The organism is Sphingomonas sp. GV3 (assembly GCF_031082075.1).
Classification (GTDB): domain Bacteria; phylum Pseudomonadota; class Alphaproteobacteria; order Sphingomonadales; family Sphingomonadaceae; genus Sphingomonas; species Sphingomonas beigongshangi.
The window spans coordinates 365,059-378,952 of the sequence record NZ_JARWLE010000001.1 but is presented as its reverse complement, the minus strand read 5'-3'; the positions used below and the strand labels follow the sequence as shown (position 1 = coordinate 378,952).

General features: G+C 67.0%; 9 protein-coding genes. 4 read left to right on the top strand and 5 right to left on the bottom strand.

Annotated elements, in window-relative coordinates:
* The first annotated feature begins 36 nt into the window (after positions 1-36).
* Positions 37-1,290, top strand: coding sequence for an aspartyl/asparaginyl beta-hydroxylase domain-containing protein (locus RF701_RS01790; protein ID WP_308813871.1), 1,254 nt, complete (start codon positions 37-39; stop codon positions 1,288-1,290).
* A gap of 22 nt (positions 1,291-1,312) precedes the next feature.
* Here RF701_RS01790 and RF701_RS01785 read toward each other — a convergent pair whose 3' ends face one another.
* A complete protein-coding gene (locus RF701_RS01785; RefSeq protein WP_308813870.1) occupies positions 1,313-3,784 on the bottom strand; it encodes a TonB-dependent receptor domain-containing protein in 2,472 nt (823 codons plus the stop codon).
* A gap of 28 nt (positions 3,785-3,812) precedes the next feature.
* Positions 3,813-4,514, bottom strand: a complete 702-nt coding sequence (locus RF701_RS01780; RefSeq protein ID WP_308813869.1) for a phosphatase PAP2 family protein — start codon at positions 4,512-4,514, stop codon at positions 3,813-3,815.
* 247 nt (positions 4,515-4,761) lie between these two features.
* Between RF701_RS01780 and RF701_RS01775 the strand changes: the two genes are divergently transcribed.
* Entirely contained in the window at positions 4,762-5,127 is a 366-nt protein-coding gene (locus RF701_RS01775; protein WP_210358763.1) for a PepSY domain-containing protein, read from the top strand.
* 31 nt (positions 5,128-5,158) lie between these two features.
* Here the strand turns inward: RF701_RS01775 and RF701_RS01770 are convergent, their stop codons facing one another.
* Together RF701_RS01770 and RF701_RS01765 are read right to left on the bottom strand one after the other, a co-directional pair.
* A complete protein-coding gene (locus tag RF701_RS01770) occupies positions 5,159-6,538 on the bottom strand; it encodes a HAMP domain-containing sensor histidine kinase (RefSeq protein WP_308813868.1) in 1,380 nt (459 codons plus the stop codon).
* Complete coding sequence (locus RF701_RS01765; protein WP_203311084.1) at positions 6,529-7,209, bottom strand: response regulator transcription factor; 681 nt, start codon at positions 7,207-7,209, stop codon at positions 6,529-6,531. The genes RF701_RS01770 and RF701_RS01765 overlap by 10 nt, the downstream gene beginning before the upstream one ends.
* A gap of 240 nt (positions 7,210-7,449) precedes the next feature.
* Here RF701_RS01765 and RF701_RS01760 point away from each other — a divergent pair, with 240 nt between their 5' ends.
* Positions 7,450-8,247: a glycoside hydrolase family 16 protein gene (locus RF701_RS01760; protein WP_308813867.1), complete on the top strand. Its 798-nt coding sequence runs from the start codon at positions 7,450-7,452 to the stop codon at positions 8,245-8,247.
* A 90-nt stretch (positions 8,248-8,337) separates the two neighbouring features.
* On the opposite strand, the gene RF701_RS01755 is transcribed toward RF701_RS01760, so the two are convergent.
* The gene (locus RF701_RS01755) at positions 8,338-10,611 is read right to left on the bottom strand and encodes a beta-glucosidase (protein ID WP_308813866.1); all 2,274 of its coding nucleotides are present in this window, start codon (positions 10,609-10,611) and stop codon (positions 8,338-8,340) included.
* 188 nt (positions 10,612-10,799) lie between these two features.
* Here RF701_RS01755 and RF701_RS01750 point away from each other — a divergent pair, with 188 nt between their 5' ends.
* Positions 10,800-13,844: a TonB-dependent receptor gene (locus RF701_RS01750; protein WP_308813865.1), complete on the top strand. Its 3,045-nt coding sequence runs from the start codon at positions 10,800-10,802 to the stop codon at positions 13,842-13,844.
* Positions 13,845-13,894: the final 50 nt, after the last annotated feature.

The window sequence follows — 13,894 nt, the reverse complement described above, 5'->3', positions numbered from 1 at the left end:
GTGTTTCCCATCCAGCCGTGCGAGCTTCGAACCGTCATGTCCGATCTCTCCCCCGCCGCCCAGCATCACGCTTCGCAGGCGCTGCTTGCACGACAGCGCGGCGACGCCGCCGCGGAACGGACCGCGCTAGAGGCCGCGCTGGCCCATGCGCCCGACCATCCGCAATTGCTCAATGCAGCAGGCATGCGGGCCATGGCAGACGGCGATCTGGTTGCGGCACTGGCACGATTCGCCGCAGCGGCGGCGGCGGATGCGGCGCAGCCCACCTTATGGGTCAATCAGGCCACGGTGCATCGCATGCTCGGGGACGAAGCCGGCGAGCGCGCCGCGCTGGATCAGGCGCTTTCGCTGGATCGGACGCATTTCACGGCGCTGCTGCGGTCGGCCGAATGGTACCAGCGCCGCGGCGCCGCATCGGAGGCGGCGCAGGCCTGGGCGGGCATCGTCCAGATGGCGTCCGCGATGACCGAGCGCCCGCCCGCGATCGACGACGCCCTTGCGCGGGGAAGAGCCTTTCTCGCCGAGCACAACGCCGCTTTGGGTCGCGACATCGCCGCCGCGCTGCCCGACGCGCCGTCGCGTCGCATGGCGGCCTGCATCGACCATATGCTCGGACGCCGTGCGATCTACGTCAATCAATGCGCGGGCGTTCACTTCCCATTCCTGCCGGCCGAGGAGTTCTTCGATCCGGCCCTGTTCCCGTGGTTCGACGCGCTGGCCGCCAAGACGGACGCGATCCGCGCGGAGGCGCTGGCGCTGATGGGGTCGGGCGATGCCGCCATCCGACCCTATGTCCGGCAGGAAGCCGGCACGCCGGACAACAAATGGTCGCCGCTCGACGGCAATACCGACTGGAGCGCCTGCTTCCTCTGGGAATATGGGGTCCGCAACGAGGCGGTCTGCGCCCGCTGCCCCGAAACCGCCGCGGCGCTGGCGTCGATTCCCCAAACGAACATTCCGGGCAAGGCGCCGACCGCCTTCTTCTCGATCCTGAAGGCACATGCCCATATCCCGGCGCACACGGGGGTCACCAACACCCGCGCGATCGTGCACCTGCCGCTCGTCGTGCCGGAGCGCTGCCGCTTCCGCGTGGGCGGAGAGACGCGTGCCTGGCGCGAAGGAGAACCCTTTGCCTTCGACGACACGATCGAGCACGAGGCGTGGAACGACAGCGACCAGCCCCGCGTCGTCCTGATCTTCGACGTCTGGAACCCGCACCTGACGCCCGACGAGCAGGTGCAGCTGCAGACGGTGTTCGCGGTGACCGGCGGCGGGTCCGTGCAACCCTGAACCGCCGATCACCACGCCATCATCAGAAGGCGATCCCCGCTGTCAGCAGGAAGCTGCGCGGCGGCAGATAGTTGAACTGGTCGAGCTGGCCGTAGCCGGACTGGTATTTCGTCCCATTGACCGTCACCGTCGGGGCACCGGTCGACGCGGTCGCGATATTCGTGACCGCGCGGCTGTTGAACACGTTGGTGACCGTGACGCCCAGCTTCAGGCCACCCTCGATCTCCTGGCTGATTGCAAACTGGCCGATCGAATAGGGGCGGATGCGATACAGGCGGAAGCCGGGGCTGCCGTTATAGTCGCTGGCATATTGCGGGCCGGTATACTTCTGGTCGAACGACAGGCGGAAACCGGCGCGTCGATAGATGAAGCCCGCCGCCGCGGTCGAGAACGGTGCCTTGGCGATCTGCGCGCCGGTCTGCACGCTGTGCGCGTAATTGTAGGATCCGTTGCCGAACACGGTCAGCCCGCGGACGGGCATGACGCTGATCTGCCCCTCGACGCCCTTGTAACGAACCTGCCCCTGATTGATCAGCAGCGTCGTGTCGCAGCCGACCGTGGTGCAGGTGCCGATCTTGTTGTCGACGTTGATGATATAGCCATCGACGTCGAGCGAGACGAAATCGCCGTGCCATACGCTGCCGACCTGGTAATTCGTCGTCGTCTGCGGCTTCAGCGCGTCGAGGGCGGTCGAAAGCTGGCCGGACGCGGAATAGAAGCTCGACAGGTCCGGTACGTACATCCCCTGCGCGTATTGGCCGTAGAAGGACCAGTTCTTCGCCACCAGCCAGTTGGCCGTGAGGAACGGCAGCGTCTTCGTCCACGTGGCGCTGGTGTCGAGCGGACTGCGCGTCTTCTGGTTGAGCAGCGCGTCGACGCCGCGGGTGAAGTGGACGTATTTGACGCCGGGCGTGATCGAGACGCCGTCGACCGGGCGCAGTTCGAGCTCGCCGAACAGCTGATACTGGTTCCACGTCGAATGCTGGACGAAGTTTATGTTGGCCTGGCTGATCGGCGGCAGCGTGCTGGTCGCCGCGGTGCCGAGGTTCGCCTTCTCGTTATAGCTGGGCAGGCCGGTGGTGCGGTCGAGGTCGAAATTGTGGCGGTCGGTATCGGCATGCTCGTACCAGCCGCCGACGCGCAGCTTGCCGAAGCCGAAATCATAGTCCGCCTGACCGATATAGCCGAGCACGCGGTATTTGTTGAGCTTGTCGTACCCCAGGATGTCGCTGGTGTTGACGACCGCCTTGTAGGGCGATGCCGCCGTCCCCGACCCGCTAAAGCCGGTTATGACGTTGCCGGTGTTCCCCGACAATGTGTTGTTGGTGTAGCCATACATATAGGCGCGGTTGTCGAGCGACAGGCCGCCGCCGAGGTCGCTTTGCAGGCGGACGTACGAAAAGTCCGTCGTCTTGTCCGTGCGATTGTATTTCCAGTAATCCTGCTTCGTCGGATCGTTGCCCAGACCGTAGTTGAGCCCGTACATGCCGACCTGCGACGTCGCAGAACAGCCGCGTCCCGTCAGCTGCGTCAGCGGCTGTCCATCCGCCCCCAGCGCAGTGGTCGTCGTCGCTTTCGGATTGGCGGCATTATAGGCGTCCGTCGCCGCGCTGCCGCAGGTCGTGCCCTTCAACACGTCGGACTGATAATAATAATTGCGGTTCCAGCTGCTCATCACGGTCAGCGTGTTGCGCGCACCGACCGGCACGACCGCCTTGCCGAACAGGTTCTTCGATCCGACGGACGAATAGGTCAGCGCGCCGTTTGAGGTGAGATATTGGCCGGTGAGCACGATGCGCGTCCCCCCCAGCTTATCGATGCTGCCGCTCTCGAACAGGCCGCGGGCGAGAAAGGTGCTCCAGTTGCCGACGATCGCTTCGGCGCGCGTCTCCGCATCGGCGGTCGCGGCGCGCGAGTACATGTTGATGTTGCCGCCATAGCTTGCCTGGCCAAGCTGGCTGGCGTTGCCGGGGCCGCGATCGACGACGACCGTCTCAATCGTGTTGGACGGGAAGAAGGCCGTCGAATGGTGGGTCGGATTGTTGGTGTCGGCGAAGGGGATCGAATCGTAGGTGACGTTGTATTCGCCGTCCTGAAAGCCCCGGATCGTCGCTTTAGTCTCACCCAGGCCATAACCGTTACCCGCGCCCGAGATGGATACGCCGGGCGTGAGCGCGATCAGCTCGTTGACGTCGGCGGTCGCCGTCGTGCTTTCGATATAGTCGCGGCTGACCGCGGATTGCGGCTGCGTGGTCGTCAGCGAAGCCGTAAGCGGTGCGCTCTCCGCCGTCCGCGATCCCGTCACGATGATGTCGGACGTGGTCAGCGCCTGTTTGTCGTTCGCCTGCCCGGCCTGCGTGGCGCTGGTGGTCTGGTCGCTGCCCGGTGCGACCGCGGGCCCCGCGGCGGGATCGCCCGGATCGGCGTGGACGGCGGTCGGCAGGGCGAAGGCGGTGGCTGCGAGCAGGGCGGCGCGAAGGGTCGGGCGGGTCATGGCGGTTCCTTTCGAAAAGCAGGCTGGATCAGCGCTGCGCCAGTTCGCGGCGCGCGGCGGCGACCTGATCGGCGAGGCGTGGGTCGTGCAGCAGGTGATCGGCGACGAGGGTGCCGAGCGCGTGGCCGGCCTCGACATCCGAGGGATAGTGGACGGCACAAATCTCGCGGCCGTCCGCATAGTCGCGGGCGCGTTCGAGCAGCGCGGGCGCCCGGTCGGGCATCAGCTGCGCCAGCGTCCAGCCCGTAGACCAGGCAAAGGCGGCATGGCCGCTCGGGTAGCTGTCGTCGGTCCCGTTGCCGTTGTCGCAATGCGCCAGGCCCGGGTCGGCGACATAGGGCCGCGTGCGATGAAAATAGGCCTTGCCCGCGCGGACCACCGCACCCGTCTCCTGCTTGACGATCCGCAGCAGCGCGGTGGTCGCCGGCAGCGCCTGGAGGTCCCGCCCGACGGCATCGTTGAACGCGTGCGGCGTCTTGTCCTTGCCGTCGCGCGCCGCCCGCGCGACGCGATCCGTCGACGCAGCCGCGTGGAGCCTGCTGAGAAATCGCAGTTCCTCCGTGACCATGGCCGATCCCGGCGCCGGCGGCGGCGCGATCACCCTTTCGGGCGCAAAGGCACGGGCGTCAAGCAGTCGCGGCGCCTCCTCCTCTGACGCGGCCCCGGCCGACACACCCATGCCCAGGACGCCGATCGCACAGGCGATCGGCGTCAGAATCCTGACGATCATGACAAGTCCCCCAGATGCCGATCAGCCCGATTCCTCGGACGGGCTGATCCGCTTCGGCTCGCCGGCTAGGCTTCGTCCGTGACGAAATGGTGACAGCGACGCGCCGTTCGGCCATCAACGCGCAACATTGCAAACTTAGAATGTTCGCATCAGCCCAGTGTCACATTCGGCGTGTCTGGGATCGATGTCGCCGCCGCGGGTCGCCCCGTCGCCGGACACCCTTCACCTCGTTCGATCAGGAATTCCGATGCGTCGCTGGCACCGTTTGCTTGCCCCCTGGTTCGCGCTGCTGCTGCTGATCATCGCCGCGACCGGCATCGCGACACAGCTGACGTCGGTCTTCGATACGCCCGCGGCGCGCCCAGCGCCCGCCGCATCGACCCGGGCGGACGCCCCGTCCGCGCCGCCGAAGAAGACGCGTAGCGCGCTCGGCTCCTGGAACCACTGGATCAAGAAGATCCATTCGGGCGAGGAGTTCGGCCCGGTCGGCATCGCGCTCAACCTCGCAGGGGGCGCGGCGCTACTGTTCTTCGCGGGGTCCGGCCTGTGGATGTACATCGATATGTGGACGCGCCGTCGGCGGAGCCGCCGGGCACGACGCGACCGCGCGTGACATGTCCGGCGACGCTCTGACGGCAAGGCGGTCAGACGGAAGCGCGCGCCTGTGGAAGCCGGATCTCGACGATCAGTCCGGGCGCCGCGTCGCGCAGCGCCAGATGGCCGTGGTGGAAGCGGACGATCGCCTGGACGATTGCCAGGCCCAGGCCGCTCCCACGCCGCCCCGTGCTGGCGGCGCCCCGCTCGAAAGGCCGGGTCACGCGGACGCGATCTTCGGGCGCAAGCCCGGGTCCATCGTCGCGGACCGTCACCACGACGGTGTCGCCGTCGCGCGTCGCCGATAGTTCGGCCCGCGTACCGCGCGGCGCGTGCGTGGCGACGTTTTCCAGCAGATTCACCAGCATCTGGTTGATGAGATCGGCGTCACCCTGCACGCAGGCGTCGTCGAGGCGGCCGATCGTCACCCTGCCGCCGCAATCCGCGAGCACGGGCTCCATCGTATCGGCGATGTCCTCGATCAACGGACGCAGCGCGACCGTGCTGACCGCGGTAGGATGCTGGCCGCTTTCGATTTCGGCAAGCCGCAGCAGCGCGTCGAAGATGCCGATGATCGCCGCGCACTCGCGCTCCGCCCGCTCGAACGTCGTCGCAAGAGTACGGCCGTCGCCGTTGGTGCTTGCGGCACCGTCGCGCAGCGTCCCGCGCAAACGGGTCAGTGGCGAGCGCAGATCGTGCGCCAGGTTGCTGGAGAACAGCCGCTGCGCACGAACCAGATGTTCCATCCGGTCGAGCATGCGGTTGAGCGCCTCCGCCTGCGCGGCGAACATACCGTCGAGATCGTCGGTCGGGATGCGGCGGCTGAGATCGCCGGCCGCGATCGCGTCGGCCGCGCGCTGCGCCACCGCGAGACGCCGCGCGATGACATGCGCGAACAGCCACGTCGCGATGATGCCGAGCAGAGAGGCGACGAGCGAGATGGCCAGCACGACCTGTGGAAGCAGCGCACGCAGCGCGGTCGCCGCCTGGCTGCGCTGGACCACGACGAGCAGGCTGCCGCTGGGAAGGCGCGTCGCGAGCGCCCTGCCCTCCTGCACCGCGACGCCGCCGCCGCGGAAGCGGACGATGGAGAGGCCGGGCGGCGGCACGGCGATGTCCAGCCGCCCGGCGATACGTCGCCCATCCGGTCCGAACAGCACATAGGTCCGCTCGCTCAGCACCTTGCGCCGCTGCCAGTCTTCGATGCGCGCCGCCACCGCGGCGTCGGTCACCGGAGCGCCGCCGCCGAGCGCGAGATATTTGGCCGCATGTTCGCGCAGCGAGACGTCGATGCGGTGCGTCACCCAGCGCTCGGCGACGATGAAGCCGATCAGCCCGACCACTGCCATCGCGATCGCAAAGGCGATGCCGACCCGCACGGCGAGGCGGCCGACGCGCGGCGACGGCGATGCGACCCGCGTCAGGCGCATCGCTCCGACCGGAGCACGTAGCCCGCGCCCCGCTGCGTCTCGATCGGGTCGCAGCCAAGGCCGATGAGCGCGGTGCGCAGCCGGCTCATGTTGCTTTCGACGATGTTGGTGGTCGGCGCGAAGGAATAGCCCCAGACCCCCTCCAGCAGCATCGAACGCGTGATCAGCCGGTCCGCATTCCGCATGAGGTGGGCCAGCAGCGAATATTGCTTGCGATTGAGCACGATCGACGCGTCGCGGAACCAGGCCTGATGGCCGCTAGGATCGAGATGCAGACGCCCCACCTGCAGCCGCGCGCCTTCCGACCGGCCGCCGCGCCGCCGCGCGATCGAGGCGACGCGCGCGGCGAGTTCGTCCATGTCGAACGGCTTGGCGAGATAATCGTCGGCCCCGGTTTCCAGCCCTTCGATACGGTCCTTCACCGACCCCAGCGCGCTGAGCATCAGGATCGGCGTCGCATGCCCCTCGCGGCGGACATGGTCGATCACCGACAGGCCCGTGATGTCGGGCAGCATGCGATCGAGCACCATCGCGTCGCACGCCTCCTCGCGCAGCAGGCGTATCGCCTCGGACCCGGTCGTCGCCAGCCGCGCCGCATGGCCGACGCGCGTCAGCCCCGCGACGATCTGTTCGCCGATGATCGGATCGTCCTCCACGACCAGCAACTGCATGACGTTCCCCCGTTCCGGCCGTTTCGATGCCCGAACTCCATGACAGTTCGATGGCGGTCGCCGTTGCGCGCGCTGCCCTGCCGAGCCTGGTGTGCGATCCAGCAAGGCTGGATCGGCGCGGTACCGGCCGTCACTCCGGCCGGTGGGGGTGAGGCCGGTACCGCTTCCACGCACGTGGATCACACTCTAGGCTGTATGCCAGGCGCGACGCTTCGAACGCGCGGACCAAGGAGATCGCCGATGTTGCTCGCCCTCGTCATGCTGCAGGCCGCGACGCTCGGCGCGACCAACTATGCCGCCGACCAGCCGATCGCAGCGCCGGCCCGCGCGCCCGACTTCGCCGACGAATTCGCCGGAAACGCCGTCGATAGCGCCAATTGGCGGTTCGACACGTCGCACAACCGGACCGGCTGGCCAAACCACGAGCTCGAATATTACGGTCCGGACAATGCGCGGGTCGTCGGCGGCGCGCTGGAGATCGTCGCCCGCCGGGAGCGGCCGGACAAGCCGGATGCCGGCGGACAGGCCTATACGTCGGCTCGCATGGTGAGCCGGCGGGACTTCGGCTACGGTTTCTACCAGATCCGGGCGCAGTTGCCGTGCGGGCGCGGCACATGGCCGGCGATCTGGCTGCTGCCCGATCAGGGACCATGGCCCGCCAAGGGCGAGATCGACATCATGGAAATGGTCGGCTGGAATCCCAACGTCGTCCACGCCACCGTCCACAGCGCGAAGTTCAATCATGTCCTGAAGACGCAACGCGGCGCGGAGAGGCCGGTGCCGACGGCGTGCACCGCGTGGCACGACTATCAGCTCGATTGGCGTCCCGACGCGATCCTGATCGGCGTCGACGGCCGCGCCTATATGCGCGTCGCCAACGACCAGCCCGGCGGCGCCGCGGCATGGCCGTTCGACAAGCCGTTCAAGATGATCCTCAGTCTGGCGGTGGGTGGCGACTGGGGCGGGGCGAAAGGTGTCGACGACGCCGCGCTCCCGCAGATGATGCGCGTCGATTACGTGCGCTACTGGAAGCGGTAGGACGGCCCCTCGCCGCCTCCCGTCTTCCGGGGGTGGCGGATGCCGTCGACGTCCGCCCCCCTTCTGCCTCAATCGCTCAACGGCGCCGGATCATGGCTTCATCGTCTGCGGCTCCAGCGTCGCGGTGGCGACCATCGTCCGGTCCGTCGCGTCGCGGGCCAGCGCCACGCGATAGGTGCCTCCCGCGATCCGCCAGCCCGGCAGTGCCGTGTCATAGTCGGCAACGATGCGCGGCTCGGCGGTCAGCGTGATCCGCCGCGTCTCGCCCGGCTTCAGCTCGATCCTCCGGAAGCCCGCGAGCCGCATCGGCGCGCCGCTGCCGTCGCGAGCGACATACATCTGCGGCACGTCGGCGCCCGCGCGCTTGCCGGTGTTCACCACGTCGAACGTCACGCTGAGCGTGCGTCCGCCGGTCACCTGCGGATTGCGATAGGCGAATTGCGTGTAGCTGAGCCCGTGCCCGAACGGGAACATCGGCTTCAGGCCCTTCTTCTCGTACCAGCGGTAGCCGACGTCGGCGCCCTCGACATAGTCGACCGGAAAGCTTTCCTGCACGTAGCGCGCGGCATTGGCCGGATCGGCGGCCGCCGACGCTTCCAGGGCGTTGAGCCGGTCGAGCCCGACCGGGCGCGGCCGTGGCGGCTGCGACGCATCGGCGGGAAAGGTAATCGGCAGGCGGCCGGACGGGTTGATCCGACCGCTGAGGATGCCCGCCAGCGCCTCGCCACCGCGCTGGCCCGGATACCAGGCCTGGATGACCGCCGGTACCTTGGCCAGCCACGGCATCAGCACGGGGCCGCCCGTCTCCATCACCGCGACCGTATGCGGCTGGGCGGTCGCGATCGCGGTGATCAGCGCGTCCTGCTGATCCGGCAGGTTGAGGTTGGGGACGTCCTGCGCCTCGCTGGTCCATTGCGTCGCGAAGACGATCGCCAGGTCCGCCGCCTTCGCCGCATCGACCGTGGCGTTGAGGTTCCGCCCGTCGATCCAGTCGATCCGCACGCCGGGGAGTGCCTTGCGCAGCGCCAGCAGCGGCGACGAGGCGTGGTAGGTGATGCGGGCGAACGACGCGGAAGCGCCGGTCGCGAGCGGGATTTCCACCGGCGCGCCGCCGACGGAGCGCACCTGGCTCGAGCCGCCACCCGACAGCACGCCGACATCGGCATTGCCGCCGATGACGACGATGCGCTTCGCGCTCCTTGCGATGGGCAGCAGGTCGCCGTCGTTCTTGAGCAGCACGATCCCCGCTTCCGCCGCACGCTGCGCGACCTCGGCATGGGCCGCATAATTGGGCGTCACCGCGCGCGCCGGCACTGCGGCGGCAAACGCACCCGTTTCGATCAGCCCGGTCAGGTAGCGCGCGACCATGTCGTCGAGGCGCCCGAGCGGCACCTGCCCCTTCTCGACCGCATCCTTCAGCGGGGCGGCGAAATAGATCGCCTTGTCGAGTTCCTGCCCCGATTCCTGGTCGAGCCCCGCGTTCGCCGCCTTGGCGGTGGAATGGACCGCGCCCCAGTCGCTCATCACCCAGCCGCGATAGCCCCAGTCGCGCTTGAGCACGTCGGTTAGCAGATGGCGGTTCTCGCACGACCAGTCGCCGTTGACCTTGTTGTAGGCGCACATGACGGAGCCGGGATTGCCGCGCTCGACCGCGATCTGGAAGGCGAGCAGATCGCTCATCCGCAGCGCGGCCTCGCCGATCCGCGCGTCGACGACGTTGCGGCCGGTCTCCTGCGCATTGAGCGCGTAATGCTTGATCGTCGAGACGATGCGGTTCGATTGGACGCCGGCGATATGCTCGCCGGCCAGCGTTCCGGCGAGCAGGGGATCCTCGCCCAGATACTCGAAATTGCGGCCGTTCCACGGATCGCGCGTCAGGTTGACGCCACCCGCCAGCAGGACGTTGAACCTCTTGTCGCGCGCCTCGGCGCCGATCATCGCGCCGCCCGCATGCGCGATCGCGGGATCGAAGCTGGCGGCGGTGGCAAGGCCGGACGGCAACGCGGTCGCGACGTCGCCCTTGCGCTGTTCGACCTGATTGGCGACGCCGAGCGAGGCATCGCTCTCGCGCACCAGCGGGATGCCGAGGCGGGGAATACCATCGACATGGCCCGCCGACGGGATCAGCTCGTTGGCGGTCTTGCCCGCTGCCATCGGCGGAAACAGGCCGTGCACCAGCGCGATCTTCTCATCGAGCGTCATCCGCGCAACCAGCCGGTCGGCGCGGGCCCGTGCATCGGCCGGGCTCACCGCCGCGCCGGCGCGATCTTGCTGCGGCGGCGCCGCCGTGACCGCGCCCGCACCACCGATCGCGATCGCAAGCATCGCCCCAGCGCCCAAAGCCTTGTATCGCCTCGTGTTCATCGCGTTCCTCCCCTGCCCGCCGTCGTTCCAGCGGTGACGTTTCCGGGCCTTTCAAGCATATCGGGTGAACGTTCACAACCTTTGTAACTCAACCACAAACGCGGCTTGACAGCGGTTTTGAGTTGCGCGAAGTGAACGTTCTCAAGAAGCGCGGCGGAACCGCGCCTTTGTCTATTGGGGAGGATCTCATGCGCAGCGTACGTGCTCGCCTGCTTTCGAATTTCGCCATCGGTGCATCGACCCTGGCCCTCGCGATACCCGCGACCGCCAGCGCGCAGGATGCGGCGGCGACCGTCGGCCAGCCCGGCCCGTCGCAGACCGATCCGCAACCCTCGCCGCAGACCGGCGACGCCGGTCAGGGCGACGGCGATATCGTCGTCACCGGCATCCGCGCCAGCTTGCGCGAGTCGATCGACCTGAAGCGCAACGCGCAGGGTATCGTCGACGCGATTAGCGCCGAGGACATGGGCAAGTTCCCCGACACCAACCTCGCCGAATCGCTGCAGCGCATCACCGGCGTGTCGATCGACCGCTCCAACGGCGAGGGCCAGTTCGTCACGGTCCGTGGTTTCGGCCCCGAATACAATCTGGTCACGCTCAACGGGCGGCAGATGCCGACCTCGTTCATCGGCGACGGCAACAGCGCGCCAGGATCGCGCTCGTTCGACTTCGCCAATATCGCGTCGGAAGGCGTCGCGGCGCTCGAGGTCTACAAGTCCGGACGCGCGACGGTACCGTCGGGCGGCATCGGCTCGACCATCAACATCCGCACCCCGCGCCCGTTCGACAAGACGGGCCTGCGCGGCTCGATCGCGGCGCGCGGCGTGATCGACACGTCGCAGAACGGCCACAAGGACATCACGCCCGAAGTGTCGGGCATCATCTCCGACACCTTCGCTGACGACCGGATCGGCATCCTCATCACCGGCGCCTACCAGCGGCGCAACTTCAGCGCGAACCAGGCGAACATCGGGTGGCGCGACGGCTATCTGGGCAACGAGAACAACTGGGGTTCGCTCGCGCAGCCGGGCGACCCGCGCTACGCCAACATCACCAACCGCCCCAAGGCGACCGACGTCTACCAGGTGCCGCAGAACGGCGGCTACGACGTGGTCAACGGCCGGCGCGAACGCATCAACGGCCAGGCGGTGCTGCAATTCCGTCCGATCGACAGCGTCACCGCGACGATCGACTATACCTATTCGCGCAACACGATCGATATTCGCGATAACAGCGTCGGCATCTGGTACAATCATAACGACACGGTCAGCGCCTGGACCGACGGTCCGGTCGCGGGACCGATCTTCTACACCGAGCGGTTCGGCGCCGGCGAGACGAAGGACCTCGCCTATTCCGCCTCGCAGACGGCGGTGCGCAACGAGAACAAGTCGCTGGGCGGCAACATCACCTGGGACGCGCCGGGTGGCGTCACCATGTCGCTGGACGCGCATCACTCGACAGCGGAGTCGAAGCCCAACAGCCCGTACGGCAACAGCAACTCGTTCGGTACGGCGGTCTTCGGCATCCAGAGCCAGACGATCAATTTCGATCACGACCTGCCGGTGCTGTCCTACACCATGTACCCGGGCATCGATGCGCTGAATCCGGCGAACATCGTGCCGACCGGCAACGCGTTCCGCAATTCCTACTTCCGCGACGAGATCAACCAGGTGCAGGTCCGCGGCCATTACGACAATGGCCACGGCTTCATGGACAGCCTGGACTGGGGCGTCGAATATACCGACAACAAGGTGCGTTCGGCCTATAGCGTGCTGCAGAACGACACCTGGGGCGGCGCTGGCGGCAGCACCCCCGCGCAGCGCGCGGCCGCGGCGGCGCTGCTGCCCGACAATATCTTCCAGCTGACCAGCATTCCGGACAAGTTCGCCGGGATCAGCGGCGCGAACGACCCGAACATCATCAAGTCGTTCTTCACCTTCGACCTGCCGACCGCGCTGGCATTGACCGACAAGGCCTATCAGACGTGCGGCGGTAATTTGCAGTGCCTGCTCCCCTACACCACCGACTCGCGTGTGCGCGAGAAGACCGTCGCGCCCTATTTCCAGTTCAACGGCAAGTTCGACCTGTTCTCGCGCCCCGGTCACCTGATCGCCGGCGTCCGCTACGAGAATACCGATGTCTCGGCGAGCGCCCTGGTCCCGACGCCCGTCGGCGGCCAGCAGAACTCGCAGAACGAATTCAACGTGCTGTTCCAGGGCAGCGGCTTCACGACCTTCAAGGGCAGCTACCACAACTGGCTGCCGGCGGTCGACTTCGACGTCTCCCCGCTGGAAAACGTCAAGCTGCGCGCATCGTACAGCCACACGATCACCCGCGCCGATTACGGCAGCCTGCAGGGCGGTCGGCGGATCGACCAGCTGTTCCGCGTCGGCGGCGGTACCGGATCGGTCGGCAATCCGAACCTTATCCCGTACAAGTCCAAGAACATCGACCTGTCGGCCGAATGGTATTACACTAAGGACAGCTATTTCTCGGTCGGCTATTTCCACAAGGACGTGTCGAATTACATCGGCCAGACCCAGATCAACACGACCATCCCTAACGTCGCCTCGCCGACCACGACCATCAACGGCGTGACCTATAACGGACCGCGCTATCAGGCGGCGATCAACGCGCCGGGATATGACGGTACCTTCGCCTTCATCCAGAACTATTATATCCGGAACTTCCCGGCCTATGTCGGCAAGAACGGCGTGTTGCTCGCCGGTCCTGGCGATCCGCTGGCCAACTTCGTCATTACGACGCCGTTCAACAGCAATCAGACCGCGGCGGTCGACGGCTTCGAATTCGCGCTGCAGCACAATTTCTGGAAGACCGGCTTCGGCACGATCCTGAACTACACGATCGTCAACGGTAACCGGAAGTACAACAACGCGTTGCCGGCCACCGTATCGCAGTTCGCGATCGTCGGCCTGTCGGATAGTGCCAACGCCGTCCTGTTCTTCGACAAATACGGCATCAATGCCCGCGCCGCCTACAACTGGCGCAAGGGATATCTGGCGGGTTCGGGCATCAACCCGACCTATATCAACACCTACGGTCAGCTCGACGCGAGCGCCAGCTATGCGATCACCCCGATGATCACCATCTTTGCGGAGGGGATCAACGTGCTCGGCGAGGATCGCGGCGGGCATCTGCGGTCGGACCGCAACATAACCTTCGTGACGAAGCAGGACGCGCGCTATTCCGCGGGCGTGCGCTTCACCTTCTGACGCATCGCTTAAGGCCAGCCTTCGACGAGAAGGCTGGCTTTTTGCGCCCG

Coding starts and splice junctions, on each gene's coding strand:
- RF701_RS01750 (WP_308813865.1), top strand. CDS start 10,800: ATGCGCAGCGTACGTGCTCGCCTGCTTTCGAATTTCGCCATCGGTGCA.
- RF701_RS01775 (WP_210358763.1), top strand. CDS start 4,762: ATGCGTCGCTGGCACCGTTTGCTTGCCCCCTGGTTCGCGCTGCTGCTG.
- RF701_RS01765 (WP_203311084.1), bottom strand. CDS start 7,209: ATGCAGTTGCTGGTCGTGGAGGACGATCCGATCATCGGCGAACAGATC.
- RF701_RS01785 (WP_308813870.1), bottom strand. CDS start 3,784: ATGACCCGCCCGACCCTTCGCGCCGCCCTGCTCGCAGCCACCGCCTTC.
- RF701_RS01780 (WP_308813869.1), bottom strand. CDS start 4,514: ATGATCGTCAGGATTCTGACGCCGATCGCCTGTGCGATCGGCGTCCTG.
- RF701_RS01760 (WP_308813867.1), top strand. CDS start 7,450: ATGTTGCTCGCCCTCGTCATGCTGCAGGCCGCGACGCTCGGCGCGACC.
- RF701_RS01755 (WP_308813866.1), bottom strand. CDS start 10,611: ATGAACACGAGGCGATACAAGGCTTTGGGCGCTGGGGCGATGCTTGCG.
- RF701_RS01790 (WP_308813871.1), top strand. CDS start 37: ATGTCCGATCTCTCCCCCGCCGCCCAGCATCACGCTTCGCAGGCGCTG.
- RF701_RS01770 (WP_308813868.1), bottom strand. CDS start 6,538: ATGCGCCTGACGCGGGTCGCATCGCCGTCGCCGCGCGTCGGCCGCCTC.